This is a genomic window from Pseudomonas sp. m6p (genome assembly GCF_055760375.1).
The window spans coordinates 853,862-872,276 of the sequence record NZ_CM147084.1 but is presented as its reverse complement, the minus strand read 5'-3'; the positions used below and the strand labels follow the sequence as shown (position 1 = coordinate 872,276).

General features: G+C 57.0%; 7 protein-coding genes. 4 read left to right on the top strand and 3 right to left on the bottom strand.

The window, feature by feature from the left end:
- The first annotated feature begins 105 nt into the window (after positions 1 to 105).
- The 4 genes from ACYZUM_RS04085 (at position 106) to ACYZUM_RS04070 (ending at position 11,441) form a co-directional block, all read left to right on the top strand.
- Positions 106 to 4,113, top strand: a complete 4,008-nt coding sequence (locus ACYZUM_RS04085) for an RCC1 domain-containing protein (RefSeq protein WP_108182005.1) — start codon at positions 106 to 108, stop codon at positions 4,111 to 4,113.
- A gap of 70 nt (positions 4,114 to 4,183) precedes the next feature.
- The gene (locus tag ACYZUM_RS04080) at positions 4,184 to 5,089 is read left to right on the top strand and encodes a hypothetical protein (protein WP_108182004.1); all 906 of its coding nucleotides are present in this window, start codon (positions 4,184 to 4,186) and stop codon (positions 5,087 to 5,089) included.
- 32 nt (positions 5,090 to 5,121) lie between these two features.
- A complete protein-coding gene (locus ACYZUM_RS04075; RefSeq protein WP_108182003.1) occupies positions 5,122 to 6,750 on the top strand; it encodes a hypothetical protein in 1,629 nt (542 codons plus the stop codon).
- 170 nt (positions 6,751 to 6,920) lie between these two features.
- On the top strand, positions 6,921 to 11,441 hold the full coding sequence (locus ACYZUM_RS04070; RefSeq protein WP_108182002.1) for a hypothetical protein: 4,521 nt from the start codon (positions 6,921 to 6,923) through the stop codon (positions 11,439 to 11,441).
- 68 nt (positions 11,442 to 11,509) lie between these two features.
- On the opposite strand, the gene ACYZUM_RS04065 is transcribed toward ACYZUM_RS04070, so the two are convergent.
- From ACYZUM_RS04065 to ACYZUM_RS04055, 3 genes are all read right to left on the bottom strand, one after another.
- Entirely contained in the window at positions 11,510 to 13,702 is a 2,193-nt protein-coding gene (locus ACYZUM_RS04065; RefSeq protein WP_262948073.1) for an autotransporter outer membrane beta-barrel domain-containing protein, read from the bottom strand.
- A 290-nt stretch (positions 13,703 to 13,992) separates the two neighbouring features.
- Positions 13,993 to 15,918 (bottom strand): hypothetical protein, encoded by a 1,926-nt coding sequence (locus ACYZUM_RS04060; RefSeq protein ID WP_108182000.1) that lies wholly within the window; start codon positions 15,916 to 15,918, stop codon positions 13,993 to 13,995.
- Positions 15,919 to 16,021: 103 nt separating this feature from the next.
- Positions 16,022 to 17,953 (bottom strand): hypothetical protein, encoded by a 1,932-nt coding sequence (locus ACYZUM_RS04055; protein WP_108181999.1) that lies wholly within the window; start codon positions 17,951 to 17,953, stop codon positions 16,022 to 16,024.
- Positions 17,954 to 18,415: the final 462 nt, after the last annotated feature.

The window sequence follows — 18,415 nt, the reverse complement described above, 5'->3', positions numbered from 1 at the left end:
GTTCGTCGAAAAACCCTGCTCACCTGTCAGATCTGACAGTAGCCAGGCGATCGACTTCAATCCTTAAATCACTCCGTCGCCCATCCCTCGACAGGAGTGTCTGCCATGTTGAAAAAACCTGCGAAAAGAATTCCCGCGTTGGCACTCGCCGAGCTGGAAATCCCCGACAAGCAACCCGAAAAGCTGCCTTCCGGTGAGTGGGGGATCAATTGGGCCGCAGCGATGGGGGTACACCCCGAAAAAGGACTGCTGACTTACATTTTGCCATGGAGCGAGATGGGCATCGGTGACGACGTCGAACTGTTGAAGGATGGTAACGTCGTTGCTCAGACCACCATCAGGGAAGCCGCCGAGGTGAATCAGCGCGTAACACTATTCGTCGCCCCCCGGCACGCCCGGACCGGCTCGCATACCCTGAATTACCGAGTTAAACGAATCAATCAAGCGTGGGAACCCCAGAATCCCCCGACCGCAATATACGAAAAACTCGAGATTCCGGGCGGGCAAGATACGTTGCCAGGCCCCGGCCACTCCGGGCTGTATATGTATATCGATCCGGAAATCGTCAATGGCGGCGTGGATAAGGACATCGCTGAAGAAGGCGTGCCGATTATCGTCCGCGCTCAATCCGGTTCCGGCGTGCCTTATCCTGACGTGGCGGTCGGTGACAGGATGAAGGTGACGTGGGGTGGAGTGTTCAAAGAATCCGAACCGGTCACCGCCGAGCAAATCAGTGATCCCGTCAACAATCCGATCGAAATCGTGGTCGACAAAGCCATGATCGAGAAGGCCGGCGATACCGATGATTCAGGCCTTGCTGTGAGCTTCATTGCTTTCGACATCACGGGAAACTTCGCAGAAGACTGGTGCACGGAAACCCGGATCGTAGTCTCGGTGGGCACAAATCTTCTGCTCGCCCCTATTGTCGCGCCGGCCATCAACAACGTGCTTGATCTTGAGAAATTAGGTGACGACAACGTCGTCGTTCAAGTGGTAGCCAGAGCCCCGGACTTCAAGCTTGGCGACAAAATCGAACTGAAGATGCGCGGCACCACGGTAGAGGGCGATCCGATCGAGGCCGTTGCTCCCTTGGTGACCATTGACAACTTGCCACACACCTACGAGTTGGTAATCCAGAACTCGGATGCGCGAAAGCTGGCAAAAACCCAAGCCACTTTCTCTTACCGCCTGATACGCGATGGAAGCGCAGACCCGCTTCGATCCAAGGGCCAGTTCGTGCAGATTGTGGGCGAACCGGATCAACTGGCCGCACCAACTTTCGATGATGAGGAAAATGGCGCTATTGACCCCGAACTCACTCAAACCGCTTTTCGGATTCCACACAATCCGATTATTGAAGTAGGCATGGCAATCGAAGTTGGATGGTTCGGCAAGCGCCCCAATGGCACCATTCATAACCCAAGCTTCGACTGGTATTTTCCGGACAAGGACGAAGTGAGCAACGAAGATGGTTTTGTCATTCCTATCGACGGCATACACATTTCCACCCTCAACGGCGGAACTGTAGACGGGTCCTATACACTGCTTGCGGACGAAGACGGCGAAATCATCAGGCGCCACTCTCGAACCGCGGCCCCCGTCAACATCGGCGAACCGCAGTTCGAGCTGGTGCAGCCCATCGTTCTGGGAGAGCAGAATGGTGGACTGGAACCCGGCGACCTTCCCGCAGGCGCCAGTAAACTCACTGCGCCAAGACCCACCGGTACGCCAAGCAAGTCTGGCGACATAGTCACCTATACGTGGGATGGCGAGGTCACAGGCAAGAAGGAAGACTCCATCACTCTCAACGCCCTCTCGGCCGACAAGGATGTGCCCTTCACGCTCAATGCCGCCTTCGTAGCGGCACACATTGAACCCAATCGCGGAAAGAAGATAACTGTCACTTACCGGATCTGGCGCAAGGAAACCGATACCACCAGCTACTCCAATCCTTTGACCTTTGTCGTCGGCAAGGCAGAGCAACCACTGCTGGATCCAGCGGAAGTGGTGCAGGCCCCCGGTGGAATCCTCGACCCCGCCGATGCCCCGGACGGTGCAACCGTCAAGATTGCCGCCAATCGCCCAGAAAACGCCGGCGATCATTTTTACATGACGTGGGCCACAACGGACGGCGAGACCGTGCACACGGATAACAGATCCGTCAGCTCAAACAACCAGGGCAAACCCGTCGAGTTCACGGTTGCGCAATCCATCCTGCTCGCCTGCCTGAACAAAGATGTGGTGATCAGTTATTACGTAGCATTGTTGGAGGGTGGCCAGGCCCCCGGTGCGAATTATCCGCTGAGAGTCGAGGCAACGGAGTTCAAGCTGCCAGACGCCACGTTCAGGGAGGCAACCGGTCTTCAAAAAGATCAGTTGAACCCGGACGATGTTTATCCAGACGGCGCAACGGTGGTGATACCGGCAACCGCATTTCTGAAGACAGACGACGAAATCACGGTAACGGTCGAGGGTCAAACCACTACCACGTATCCGCATACCGTGACGTCCGCGCAAGCCGACAAAGAGCTGGCCGTGATCAAGGTGCCGCATAGCGTGATCAACGCCAACGACGGGCGAAGCATCGCCTTGAGCTACGAAATCAAACGCAAGGCCGGCGGAACCGATGGTCCTTCCAACCCGACGGTCTACGATGTGCGCAAGGTGATCGGCAGCGGCAAGTTGCGGGTCATCGGGGCGCGTTACAACAAGGGGATTTATCGGGAGAGCAGCTCCAGCTGGCTCATATCCGCCTTCAACGCAGACACCCTGCAACGCGTAGAGGCAGAGTGGAAATACGCTGACGACAGCACCTGGACGAAAGCGCAGATCTGGGCTGATACCGACCCGTATGCCCCCTTGCAAGTTCGCACCAGCGACGACCAGGTCACCCTGAACAGAGTCAATATATTTGGCACCGGCGGCCCTGGCAATCCCGCCAATGACGGCGCATTCGTGGCGCTGCGGGACAAGAACAATCTGGCAGCGTGGGGTAACCCATTGAATGGCCAGAAAATCCCGCCAACCTTTCAGACGTTCACCGACATTGCCAGGGCGGCTTGTTCAGGCAGTTCCTACGCGGTAATTCGCACCAACAATTTCACCGTGGCATGGCCCGGGACTGCAGGTCAGGGTGGAGAAATGGGCACGGTGGACCCTACGGACTTCAAACTGCTTGCGGGCAACAGCGTTGCAATTGCGGGCATCAAAACCGATGGAACAGTCCATGCCTGGGGCACCGCTGACAAAGGCGGAACCCCGTCCGCCGAAATCCTGGTCTTGAGAGATGCAGTCGAACTGACGCCAGCCGGAAATGCGTTCGCCGTCCTCAGAGCGACCGGCCAGGTGATGGCCTGGGGAGGTGGAGTGGGGTTTGGCGGTGTTGTTCCTGCAGATATCGCCAGCCTGACCGATATCAAACATGTGATCGGCAATGGCTTCGCGTTCGCTGCACTTCGGAACAATGGCAGTGTGGTCGCCTGGGGCGATCTCGGGAAAGGCGGCGCCGTATCCGACGATGTCGCCGGCCTGACCAACATCAAGGCGCTTGCCTGTGCAAATGCTCAAGCCTTTATCGTCATACTCTTGAGCGGACAAATCACAGGCTGGGGACCCTCAACGTATGGCGGGGAACTTCCCGCTGAAATCCGCTCCCTGACGGATATCATCTCAGTCGTCTCCAGTTCGAACGCGTTTGCAGCGCTTCGACACAGCGGTCACGTCGTTGGATGGCCCGCGGCCAATTCGGGTGGCCTGATACCTGACACGATCGCCGGCAGGGACGATCTTGTTCAATTGGCCGCTACCGCTGGAGCGTTCGCCGCTGTGTGCAAAGATGGAACCGTCGTGGCCTGGGGAGACCCGTTGCTCGGCGGAGATACCACGCCCGTCGCGGACAAACTGCTCAACGTCACCGCCATCTACGCCAACCGTCATGCTTTTACGGCGCTCACTTCCGACGGCGAAGTAGTGACCTGGGGCAATGCTCTCGCCGGCGGCGACAGCAGCGCCGCTCAAGACCGGCTCAAAGGCCAGGTGTCGTACTACGCCAATGCGGCCACCCGCGGTCTGGCCCTCAAGGCCAGTCGTTTGGCCAGGCTCAACACCCCCTGACATTCTCAACGATGCCTTGCTGTGCGGCGCTCACCCGAGCGCCGCCTATCTGATCTGAGGAGAGGGAGATATGAGCCAGACCAACAACCTGCGGGCGCCGATTGTAAAGGAAGCCCCCCTCGGCATTCTGGACCCGCAGACGCTTCCACCCGACGGGGCGACCGTCACGATAGAACACTGGACGCCCATGAGGTACCTCGATCACGTTTACTTGTTCGTCGGCGATACCTACACCGATGACATGCCGATCAGCGACGGTGCTGTCGGCAAGGATGTCGTGTTCAAGGTCGACGCTTCGGAATTTGTTGCCGACGAAAATGACATCGTACCGATTCGCTACGAAGTGCAGCTGTATCAGAGCACTCGCGAAACTTCGGACACCCTGGATCTGAAATTGCAGACGGGTTTCGTCGCTGCCGCCACACTGGATCTGAGCACTGAAAACTACGTCGCCTGCGTCGACAAGCCCCCGCTTGCGCCTCCGTCGGCAGCGCGCATGACCCGTGTAGCCACGTGGGGTCAGGCGCCCTACACCTACGACAGCAGCGATCCGTCGATCGCCAGTGCCGATGCACAATCGGGCGAGATCACCGCCCTGCGCAACGGCGCCTGCACGATTCGCGCGACTGACAGCCAGAACGAGAGCCGCGAATACCCACTCACCGTCAAGGGTATTCAGGAGGTGCACTTCCTGAGTGCGGGCGCGGATTGGGAGGGCATGACCAGAATTTGTACCGCTGCAAAACTGCAACCGATCACCCTCGCCCAGACGAAACGGCTATGGACGCTTTATTTCCCCGACAGCGGCCCCGTCGCGGATTTCCTCGAGTGGCTGAACTACCCGGTATGGACCGCCGACGTCCTGGGCGCCAATACCGCCTGGACTTACGACCTCAACGGTTCTTCGGTCAATGACAACGCATCCAGCCAGGACACCGCCTCGTTCTGGCAGGTTTTGGGTATTTCCCAGGCTTGAGCAGCTGCGACCAAAGACTTGTGGAGATCGCCATGCGCAGCACGTTGCGAATCAGATGGCTGTTGCTCGGATTGGCGCTGTTCGGCAGTGTCAGCCAAGCCGCAACCGGTCCGGAAACCGCTCACCTGCTCAACCAGTGCTACCAGAGTACCCTCAGCCAGTGTCCAGGAGACAACCCGGCGTATTTTTGCAGCGGTGTATTGCTGCGTGGCAGTCAGGGAACTGGAGAGTTCTGGAAACACAATGCAGACGCCACACAACTCGGCGCAGAGGGCATGAACTATCTGCGCACCGACCTCGGCACCCGCACGCTGGCGCAAGCATACGGTGCGGTATTCAGTGATCCGTTCACCGCGATCGGCCTGGGCAAATCGCTGGATGTTCTGTGCGCCTATCCGTTCGAATTTCCGATACCCGCCACCAGACCGAAAATGGGCTGCGGCTGGGCCTCCGCCGCAGTGCAACGAGCGCCGGACATCAGTTCCTGCACGGCGCTGGGCGTGACTGACGCACAAGGCTGGCTCGAGCACTTCGCACGGCAATCCAATGAGGCTGTCGCGCAATGCTCACTCAGCAGCCAGAACCCCGCACAGTTCAAGGCCAGCCTGCTTGCACACCAAGGGCTTGATGCCACGTGGTCTGCACGACCGATGCGGGTGCAGGTGCGTAACTGGGACGAACTGGCCCCTGCGAAGCTGGCACTGCAAGCATTGTTTTATGACGTGACGCAGACCGGCTCACTGCTCGGAGCACAGAAAGATCAACGCGATTATTTCAAGGCTACCGGTGAGTGGTTGCCGATCCTGCGCATGGATCTCGGCCAGCCTGCGGACAGGGTGTTCGGTTTCAACCTTCAGGACCAGTTGTACATCGGCTACGATGTGGTTGCGCGTTTGAATGCGCGATCAGTGGACACGCGAACAACCTGCCAGGGCAATAGCGCTGCATTCCACTGCAGTGGTGTACTGGTGCGCTCGACCAATGTCTCCACCGCCTATCACTCCTGGGATCCCAGTGACAGCTCCATAAACGGCAATGGGGTTTCGTTCACCTACATCGCGGACGGTACACGGATTACCCGCACCTACAAACCACAGGGGTTCATTGTCCGGGAGTCCTTTGCCCCCTCCGGCAAACCATTGACCGTTCGCTGCCTGTACCCATTTGACGCCGGCACCTCCGGCTCGGCCGATATCTGTCGAACCCACGGCGGCCAGTGCGAGGAGCTGGGTATCACCACCCGGGAGCTGTGGATCGCACGTTACGCCACCGGCCCCACCCGCACGTGCGCGTTCAACACCCAAGCGCAAAACTTTCAGCTGGCGACCACGGTACGGCCCGACGCCACTGATCCTTTGGGCTGGAACGAATTGATCATGGCGGCGTGGACCGAAGACGATCCGCAACACCTGCCACTCGAGGCGTTCGCCGTTTTCACCCCCTCTCTACAAGCTGGAGACGGGCTGGTAGGGGCTCGATACATTCAACGCGATTATTTCCAGGTCACGGGGCGCTTCCTTCCGGTCGTGCGTGTGCTGTTAACGGCAGCACCTGGTTCGACGTTCGCTTATGACGTCGAGGATCAGGCTCTGGGAGATTCGAGCACGCAGGCTTTGTCGACAGCAATCCCGTTCCAGCCAAGGGCGATGCGGGACGACTAGGGTGATAGCCCCGGGATCCAGAACGGCTACGCACGCAGACCATGATCCTGGAACCGTTGGTCGAAAGACCCTGCGCACCTGTCAGATCTGACAGTACCCCTCTCCCCGCCCCTCAGGTTCAATAAAAAACCGTCTGCGATCCCATTGCGTGCTCGTTCAGGAGTTTCGTCATGCTCACCCCCAGTCCGCTTCTGTTTCCCCATCTCGACCAGCCGGTCACCCTGGCGCTTCGGCCCATGCAGATCAGCGGCGCAGTCACGCCAGTCGAGGAGGCCGATGGCGGGATCAATATTGCAGTGGTCGAGGAAAACGCCAGCGGTGTGCTGTGCGTAATCGTGGCGTACCTCGACATGCTGGAGGGTGATGAAAATGTCGTTTACTGGGACGACGTTCCGGTGTTCACCCGAAAGGTTGAAGCGGGGGAAAAAGACACGCACCTGTTCTTTTATCTGGACAAAGCGTTGTTCACCCCCGGTCTGCATGAGTGTTTTTATGAGTTGACCCGGTTCGGCGAAACCGCGCCGGACGATCCCTCTGTGGTGTCGCTGTTTTTCGTCAAGCTCACCAGCCCCGGTGGCCGAGACAGGGAACCTCATCTGCCCGACGGGCACTCCGAACTGCACATCGCCCAATTGCCACAGGAAATCATCGATCAGGGCTTGATCGACGCAGAGTGGGCAAAAAAAGGCGTTCCCCTCACGGTTCCTGCTTATCCGGAAATCAGGGTGCGAGACACGATTCTGATGCGCTGGGGCAGCCATACCCTGGCGCCGCACCTCGTCACACTCACGCAGGCGGAAGGCAAGGATCCCATCGTGATCGTCGCCACACAGGAAGACATTCTGGCCGGTGGCGACAGCGCGACACTGGAAGTCAAGTACGACCCTCACGATGAAGTATGGAACTGGTCTTCCCGGCACTCCAAACGCACGCGGGTCGCCGTCGACGCCGGCGCCTGGCGGCTGGATGCCCCGATTATCAAGGAATCGGTCAATCAGATCATCACGATCATCAACTTGAACAAGGAGGACGTCACGGTCCAGGTCCACATCCAGGGCTCGGATTTCGCGCTGAACGACTCTGTGAAAATGACCTGGATCGGCACCCCCTTCACCGGAAATCCGTTGATTCACACCGAAACCAAACCGGTGGAGAACATTCCGAGCGTCATGGAATTCAAGGTGCCGTACGCGCAAGTCCGCGCCATCGCCATGGGCCGGGCTGATGCCTCCTACGTGCTGACGAAGGCAGACGGGAGTCCGCCGTTATCCTCCAAACGCGAATTCGCCGACGTGGTGGGTGAGGTTTCGATGCCGGACGCACCGACGATTGTCGAGTTGCTGGGTGACCTACTCGAGTCGGACAGGCCTTACGCCACGGTACTGATCAAGTACCTGAGCATTGCCAATGGCGATCTGGTCGCCATTCACTGGATAGGAAAAAAGTCCAACGATCAGCCCTATGTCCATGAACTCACGCACACCGTCAGTGCCAACGAGGCGAAAGAAGGCTTTTTCACTGCCTACATCGACGCAGAGCACATCGGCGTGCTCCACAACGGCAGTCTCGATCTTTGGTACACCGTGTCCAATGACAAGTCGGAGCTCTTCGGCGTCAGTGATTCAGAGCATCTGTTGGTCAAGGTGCAAGCCGTCACCGCGACACTGACCAGGCCCGAGGTGGAGGAAGCCGACAAGAACCCCGATGTGCTCGACCCTTCCAAAGTCTACGATGTCGTCCACATACTCATCGAAAATCCGCCAACGCAAAAAGACGACATCGTGACCTGGTACTGGCAAGCGACCCACCCGTTCGGCAGCACCAGCGACTGGCTGCCCATCACCTCGCTGAGCGCCGGTAAAACGCTGCGATTTCGAGTGCCCGCGAACTTCGTGACGATCAGTATCGGGCAGTACGTCAAGGTGCGTTACTCGTTAAAGCACGCGACCACAGGTTTATACAGTCACTCCGCCGTACTCAATCTGCTGATCGGGTCGCTGGTAGGTGAATTGCCACCGCCGCAAGTCAAACAGGCACCGAACGCCGTACTCAAAGCAATGGATGGGTTGAACGGGGTGGACGTCAACGTCAGCTACGACAGTATGGATCCGGCCCTCGATATCATCCCCCTGCACTGGATCGGAACGCCAGGCGCCGGCACATCAACAGATCTTGAGCTTCCCGGGCACAGCAGTGGCAGCGTGGACGTTCATCTTCCTCCAACGCTCATTGGCCCCAACATCAACAAAACCGTGGACGTGAAGTACTTCGTGCGCCGCTATGGCCACGAGACTGAATCAGAGTCGCTGGGCCTGAGAGTCACGGGATTCGACGACCCTGAGAAGGATCTGCCTCGCCCCGACGTATCTGAGTCAGACAACAACCGGATCCTGGATCTGATGACGTTCAACGGGAACGCCACAACGCTCGTTGCCAAGTGGCATTACATTGCCCTCAAACAACGCCTCTGGCTCAAGGTGGAAGGCAAGACAACGGCGGGCGGCGACTACGTCATCCGGATGCTCGAGGGCGACGAGATCACTCCGGCGCAGGTCGGCAGCGGGCTGAATGAAATCCTGCTCAGAAGCGAATTGATGAAACTGGGACATTCCACACCGGCAAACGTGATTTGCAAAGTCTCGTTCGATGGCAGCGCTCAAGAAGCCGATGTGATTGAGTTTCCGAGATTGCCGCTGACGATCAGAACCCGATACGACTGGGTGACGCCTGCCATCACCCGCGTGACAGATGCCCGTGGCGACGTACCCGAAGGGGGGAAAACCCGTTACAAGGAGGTCACTGTCAAAGGCACTGCAACTCGCGATGAAACAGTTGAACTTTTCGATGCAGTTTCGACATCCCTGGGCACCGCGGCCGTAGATGAAAAAGGCGAATGGACCCGCATCATCAGCGGTTTGACCGAGAAACCCTACAGCATTACCGCCAAGGCGTTGTACGACGCCGATCCGGTCACCAGCAATCCCAGGACCTTCGAGGTCAAGTTCGCTGAAACCCCGGAGATCAACACAGTGACCGACTCCAGAGGTCTGGTCGAACCCAACGCCATCACCTACGACAACAGTGTCATGATCGAAGGCAGCGCTACACTCAACGAGTGGATTCAGCTTCAACAAAGCGGGACACCAATCATCGACCTCCCTGTCGACACAAGCGGAGTCTGGCGACATACACTTTCCGGATTGACGGTGAAAAGTTACGTACTCAATGCCAAGGCGCTTTATGACATTCAGCCAGAGCTGAGCCCCCCCTATCCTTTTCGCGTCGGGCAAGCCGTCACACCGACCATTTCTCGTGTGGTCGATGTGAAAGGCGACGTCGATGCGGGCGGGACGACCTACTACAAGAGTGTCACGCTGCACGGCAAAGCCAGTCTCAATGAAAAGATCACGCTTAGCGATGGAAACACTCCGATAGACACGATAGATGTCAAACCCAGCGGCGACTGGGAATATTCCTACGGCAATCTGACGTTAAAAACGTACAGTCTGACGGCCAAAGCCGAGTACGGCAGCGAACCCATATCTGCACCACCGAGGGCGTTCACCGTTGCCGCGTTCATTTCCCCGAGCATCACCTCGGTGACCGACAGCAGAGGGCCGTTAAGGCAGAACGAAACCACCTATGACTCAACGGTTGCTCTGCTGGGACAGGCGACACCCAAAGAACAGATTCAGGTTTACAACAAAGGTACAGCTATCGGCCCGCCCGTCACTGTCGGTGTCGATCGGCAATGGCGCTCGACTGTCACAGGGTTGGGAGTGACGTCACACAGCCTGTCGGCAAAGGCGCTCTACCCCGTTGATCCGGTCGAAAGTCAGCCGTTCAACTTCAATGTGGCCGCCCACACCCCAGTGACGATCACGTCTGTGCACGATGGCATCAGCGAGCTGCTGAACGGTGCGGAAACCAAAAGCACCTCCGTCACACTGCGAGGTAATGTCACCCCTGATTTCGAAGTGCAAATCCACGACAACAACTCGCCCAAACACACAGTGCGTGCCATAGGCAGTACCTGGACCACAACACTGGGTGTTGGGCTGGGCTCGCACTCGATCACGGCGAAGGCCGTGAGCACCGGGCAGTTCTCGGGGGCGCGCACGTTCAGGGTTATCTCACCGATTCCGCCACTGACCATCAACCCGGCACCCATGAGTCTGAATGCCTGGCACTTCAGGGATGGCAACACACCAACCAACCCTCCTTCCGGCGCCTTTGGCGACAGATCGGCAAGTGGCGGCGTGCCTCCCTACAGATATGCTTCCAGCAACCCCAACGTTGCGGAAGTCAACGTCAGCAGCGGGCGCGTCATTTCCAAGGGCAACGATTCGGCAACCATCACGGTTACGGACGGTGCCAATCAAACCGCCAGTTACACCGTCACCACTTCAAACGTGGACCATTTGTTTGGCACAGGCGTCTTCAATACCTACACCCAATGTGCAAACGCGGCGGCCGGTATGGGAGGAAGAATTCCTTCTCTGGCCGAATGGCGAGCCTATATCAATAACTACGCCGGTCAACGCACCATCGAGGGCTGGTGCTGGGCGTCTGACTCGGGCGGCTTCGCCAAACGGATGGTGATCTACCCGGCCACAGGCCAGACTGAGACCCGACCCGATTTCGGTGGCGCCGGCGCAACCGCCGGTGGCGTAGGCATTCGACGCGCATAAAGGCCAGGCACAAAAAAGCCGCTACTCTCTGAAGGAGTAGCGGCTTTCCTGTATTCGGGGGCCGTGACTTACCAGCTATACCGCACCCCTACATTCCCTCCCCAAGGCTGTTCGATATGCTCGCCATTGGCATAATCCAGATCGACATGCACCTGCCATTTGTCCGACATGGCCACCGCCACACCAGCGCCGAACTCCGCCCGTGAACCCGACAGGTCATTGTTGAACACGTTGTTGTTGACCTGCACTTCGTTGTTTTTGGCAAATTCGTGAGCTATCGCTGCACGTACATAAGGTTGCGCAACGGCACCATTGCCAATGTCGAAGTTGCGCCCGGCTGTGGCGCCTGCCTTGCCCAGGAAAGAGCGGGTACGATCACCATCGGCCTGCATGTCGTTGTCCAGGCTGAAGCGTTTGCCCTGGATCTGCGCTGCCGAAAACTGAACGAAGGGTTCAATGAAGTAATCGTTGCTCAACTTGATGTGACGACCGCCTTCAACCGATGCGCTGACACCCCAGTTATCGTAATCGCCCTTGGCACGGGTGCCGTCGCTCAAACCGACCTTGGCCTCGTTCCGGAAACGGTTGAATTTCAGCACACCGTCAACGTAGTAACCGGTGTCGCGGTCCATCCACGTCACATAGGGCCCGAAGTAGTAACTCTTGACCGTGCCCGAGGTGCCATGTTCAAGACTCAGATCGGACTCACTAAAGCCCACCATCACGCCCCCCAGTACATCGCTGTCATTGAGTCGGGCGTCGGCCCCGAGGGAAAGCCCTTGCTGGTTCTGCTTGTACGCCACACCGGAACTTTCGGACACGTTGTACTGGTTGCCATAGGTGCGTACCCAGGCGCCCGACTGGCCACCGTTGAACCGCAACTCACCCATGCGGCTGCGCAATGAGCTGGCTTCGCCGTACAACAGGGTAATCGGAGAATTGAACAAGGCCAGTACCGCACTGGCGCCGGGGCTGATCACCTGGGTGGTCGGGTCGAGGAACCATTCCGTACCGCCCGTTCCACCTTGTCGTTGGGCCAGGTCATAGGACCAGGCACCGAGATCCACTCGCCCGCCCGTCAAAGCAAATTGCGCATCACCAGCGGCGGTGCGCACCAGAGTCAGTTGCTGCGGATTCACGGCATCCAGACCGGACGCCGCCACCAGCAACCCGAACGACCCGGTCGCCACACCTGTGACATTGAGCAAGTCATGCTGGCCCGTGGCGAAGTTGCCCTTCATCGCGAAGGTGCTGGAACCGTCCGGCGAACCGGCGAGCGTACCGACGTTCAATTGGTAGAAGGTATTCGGTACATCCTGCGCACCAAAGCGAACCGTCCCACCACTCATCGCGAGAGTTCCTACGGTGTCGTTGCCCGTCAGGGTCCAGATCGAACCGCTGTTGACGGTCACGCCATCGACCTTGTCGAGACGGCCGGTAAACTGCGAACTGTTCTGCAGGGTGACGTTGGCGGTCGAACCGTTTTCGACCAGCACATCGCCGGTCATCCGGCCTTGATCGAAGGTCAGGTTGCCGGTGCTGTTGCCGGCAATGTTGATATTGCCTTCCAGCGTACTGCCCTCCACGGACATGATCACGGTCGAGGCATCCTGTACGTCAAGCAGCACACTATTGCCGGCAAGCAGTTGGGTTCCGTTCAGCACGCGTATCTGCGCATTGACTCCAGAATTCGCGAGGATCGCTGCCCCGCTGAGTCCTTGCACCAGGACATGGTCCAGAGACACATTGGCACCATTGCCGACCCCACCGAGATCCGGACGCAACCGGATACCGTTCATGCCCCCCGTCATGCTGCCCCCCACCGCCCGGACCTCTGCACCGAAGGCGTTCAGACCCACACCGCTTGCCCCAGTGGCGCTCAGGTGGGTATCGGTCAGTTGAATATCACTGCCGCCACTGGTTTCGATCCCCGACGTCTGGCCAGTGATCCGACTGCCGCTGATCACAGCGGTTGAACCGGTGGTGGTACCACTGTTACGTCCGATGAACATGCCCATGCGCGAGCCCGTCACCGTGGCATCAGACACATTGGCAGCGGCGTTGCTGACGGCAATGCCCGCGCTGCCAAGCCTGCCCGAATAAGTCCCGCCCAAGGCATTGAACTGCGCTCCCGAGTTGATCGATACCTCAAAAGTACTCGCACCACTGGCGTTCAATACGCCGCCATCGCGGGCAATGTAATTATCCGGCGCAGTGTTCTGATCGATATTCTGCGTTTGCCCTGCTCCAACCGACGTCAAGGCAAAAACAAGAGGGCTGGTAGAGAAAACTGGCACCAGGGACAACCATGCCAGACGTGTTCCTGACCACGTTGACAAAAACAGACATGTACGACAACCCATATGACCTCCTTACCACTTTTCGAGGGAAATACTTGCGCTGAATTACCAGCAAAACTGCGGGGCAATGTACAAGAAGCCCATCATCATTTCTGTAGGAATAATCCTGAACTTGATAGAGATTAATACCCGGTACACGGACAGACAGAAGGAGGGAAGCGCAATACACGCCCCCCCTTCAAAAGACACGTTTACGCGCCTGTGGATCCGTCACAATATTTACCGTCGAAATCCGCGACAACGACCCTGACCGCTTGTTCTGCAGAGGAATGAGTGTCCCCATCGATCACCGTTGAATATACAATTTTGCCATTCCCGTCCTTGATCGGGCGAAGTGCATCAGCGAATGGCAAGTAAACTTCGAACCCATTTAAATGTTCACTGCCCTGCAATTGCTTCTCGAACGTATAATCCTCAATATCAGGCGCTCCCGGCTCAAGCTTGCTTCGCGACCAGACAAAATCCAATTTCATGTCTGCTACAAGAGAGCCACCACCAGCGACCCGGACAACTGCAGCCGACCCAATGACGGGTATATCCCGAAGCGAATTGCAATTCAGATACACGATGCCCCCCGGATTGGTATAAAGATGCTGGATGACCGGAGCAGGCAAGGACACGGGATATATAGCGACTTTGACTGGGGTAGGCAGGGATGGATTTTCATTTTCACCATTGGCCGGATTGGTAATCACATAACGAGCTGTTTTCCTGCCGTTTTTGGTTGCTTCAAACACCTCCGATTTAAGTGTGAGTGGGACCTTGAAATCAGGATCTTCCAATCCAGTTACTGTATACACACCTTCGGGTGCGGCAACTTTCTGGCCTTCCCAGACCAGGGTGATAACATCGGTGGCCTTGAGCCCAGTTGGAAGATCCAGATCTATATCGACATCAGTGCCAATGTCGTCTTCCACCAATTCATCATCTTTGCTTGAGCCCTTGACTACCAGTTCGCCCAGGTTCGGGTTGCCCAAATCCGGGTCGGGTTGCGGATTAGACGGGCCGGGGATAGTAAAATCAATGTCGACTGTCACCCCTGTTGGTCCCGGGAATTCCTTGCCATTGCGAACGATTGCGTAAGTCACCGTTGCCTCCCGAGGTCCGTCGCCACCGAGCGCCACATCCGCAAAAGGAACGCTGACGATCACTTCACTCGTGCCGTCGGTAGGTATGCCAGTCTGAGGTTTTCCATCGAAAGTGACCACGGCCTTGTCAGTTGGCAAGCCATTGTCAAATGTTGGAATAACCACATCCAGAACAGGGTAGGCATCCTTCAGATCGGTTACACCGTCATCGTTCACTGGTACCTCTGGTGGCTGCAAACCGCTGGGTCTTGGTGTCAGTTCCACGGTGAATTTAAATGGTTCGCCATCCTTCCCGACATTTCCTACCCGATCTTGATACACACAGTAAAAATTAAACTCCCCTTCACCCACACCCTTAATCAGACTCGTAGGAATATTCATTAGGATAGGAGAAGTAGAGTCCTCCTCAACTATAAAAGTATCAACAAGAATACCTTCCTTCAGACGTCCATAATAACCACGATAAATATCACCCTGTGCGACATCATCGGGTGCAGGCACTGTCATAGTTATATACTCGCCTGCATCAAGAATTTCACGCGTCAACACCCCATCAATTACTTCGTCGGGCGGTGTCGCAACGCCACCCGGGTTACCATGGTTGGGCGGTACGTTGTCAATATAAAACAGCGACTCGTCAGATATATTTTGGACACCACCATAATCAACTATATATTTCATCCTGAATGGACCAGGGGTTGCAGTATGAAGCCCTGGCAAGATCATTTTAAAATCAACATTTGGAAACGGCACTTGTTTATACTCTGTTAACTTCTCGTCTCCCTTGAACAACGCAATCCATAATTCTTCTGGCTTTGAACCTTCAGGTCCTTGCACATCCTTAACATCCACATCGCAGTCTCTTCCCTGACGAGCCGACTGCAACTTTTTCACGTTATCGCCTGGAAGTGCCGGCAATAAATTTTCAACTTCCGGCGGTATGCCCGCCCGAGTCCCCAGCGACTGGCGCAACACATACAGTTTTCTACGGGCAGCCTCTGCCTTGGATAACATCTTCAAGTTGTTCATTGCCTGTTCTCCTGATCAAATGGATTCGCCAAGCCATCTGTTCCCACTGCAGATTCCCAGACAGACACCCGGCATTTACTGCTCTTGCACGAAGCGAAACTCGTCAGTTTTCGTTACATAAATCGTTGGTGGGTGAACATATTTCACCGCTGGGCAGGGTGCGATTGATGATCACGAAGTCTGCAAGCGAGTTACCTCGGTCACCATCGCGCTTTTTCAACCGATAATGAACCAGTGCAGAACCTCGATTGACCATGGGTGCAATCAGGGTGTCGTAGTCGTCTACGACTATGTCGACATCCTCCCCGGGCTGGTACGTCGTCAACTCCCTTCTCATTTCTGCGTAAGTACCTTCAATCGGCTGGGTGCCGTTGGGCCCGGCACAACCTTGCCAGACCAGGGTGATGGTATCGCCCTGTTCGATGCGTACATCGGCCCGGACTCTGACTTTGACGCCCTCCCAGAGTCGGGGTCTGGAACAGCAATGAAGCACCCCTTCTTTTCCCGCATCTGGAAAGACCGGCTCTTTCAGATTCGATATCTGCACCCTGACTGGAGTTGGCAGCGACTGCTGCTGATTCACGCCATTACTGGTGGTGTAATAAACGGGCAGTGCCGGATTCTCCTTATCGGTATCGATGACATTCCAGGGCACTGAAAGCCAGATTGTTTTGCCGGCCACATCTGAAGCCTTGACCACATAGCGAGCAACGAAACCGGGGTAGCTTCCCCAATAAAGCTCAAGTACCTGGCCGGCCTGCGGGGCGTCATACAGTTTCAGTTTTACCGTGGCCGGATAACCGTAATCGGCGCTGAGCAAGGTATTGAGGGTGAGGGTTTTTTCTCCATACACCTCAACCAGCGCCAGCTCTGCGTTGAGCAGCGCCGGTGCGTTGGCATGGTCCTGTCCTGCCAGCGTCAAGTCGACGGCAACCAAAGTCGACGGAGAAGGAGGCCCATACGTCGAGCCTTGGCGAATCCGGTAATAGACACTGGCCTGGCGCGGTCCGTCGCCCCTGGCGTGCAAGTTCAACCATGGCACCGGGACAATCGCCGGAAAGTCCGCAGGATCGATTGGAATTTCATCGACCAGAATGTCATCCCAGTAGATGGCAGCGCAGTGTGTAGCGTCTGCAAAGTCGTACTCGGGGATTTCCACGACCACACCGTCACGCGCCTGTTGCCGATCAAGCACTCCCCGGTCGGACAGCGGCACTTTGGGCGGTTGCAGCGCACCCGGTGCGGGCGACAGGTCAACCTCGATCCACGAAAGAATGGAGCGGGGCCCTTCGTTACCGGCCCGGTCCCTCAGATAGTAATAGAGGGCGCGACGACCCGGGCCCCAGACACGAATCTCATCGGCGTACACGGTGATGCGCAGGCGTTTGTCGGCGATATCTTCCGGGCTGAACTCTTGCTCGCGTATCGGCACTTCAGAGTCCGGCGGGCTGGCGTTATCGGTCCAGTAATACTCGGCACGGTCGCCCACTGCTGCATCGATATACCAGGGCACCAGCACACTGACCTCGCCCTCCTGGATGAGATAGGTTTCGGTAACGACTCCGCCCAACTCGGCAGGGAATACCACCGGGCCAGGTGTGTTGCCGAAATTGGGTTTGCTGGTATCGATGGTCAGGGTTTTGCGATCACCTTCGACCGGATTGTTGCCGTACCTGGAAATCCGGATCGCCACCTCGTAAACACCTTCCTTGAGCCGATAACTCGGCACTTTCAGTGTTTGCGGAAAATCAATGGGATCGCTTGTCGGATACCACTTTTCATCGACCATTTGAAAAGCCGCACCTTTAGACATGAATCCCAGCTCGACCAGATCGGCCTCGCCCGGCCCAGGAGCCCCCTGTTGAAAATCCATGAACGTGACGGCCAGATCATCACCCAGTGCCGACAAAGGCAGTAGCCCCCACGGGTCATCGGGATCCAGCACGGCAGGCACCTTCGGCGCGTCGATCTGCACAGCTTCCAGAGTCGCATCGTCAACGGATGCCTGTTCGCCAGGTTCTTTGGACTTCGCCATCTCCGGCCTTCCTTTTCGACAATCACGGCAGCGCGATTTGGGCTGTCTGGGTGACGGCCTCATTTAATGCCGGGTAAAAAGCCCTGCCTACTGTCAGAAATTACAGGTATTGCTACCGCCCGTCGGAAACGACCATGGTATTCGACGCAAAATGCAGTGGCGTTTATCCGAAACGAAGTTCGCGCCCACCTCGTAGCCGTGTAGTCACAGTGTTGTGTCCGACGACAGTCCCCTGTGGGCCGGGATTGCTCGCGAAGGCGTCAGGTCAGACATCAGTGATGTTGAAAGTGCCGGCCTGTTCGCGAGCAAGCCCGCTCCCACAGTTGGAATGCGTGTATTCAGGTGGGGATTGGTCGGCTGGTAGGCCGCCATCGCTGGCAAGCCAGTTCCCACAATTGACCGATTGCATTCAGTCGGGGGATTGCTCGACTGTGAGGCTCGCTCCCACAGGGGAGCTTTGTT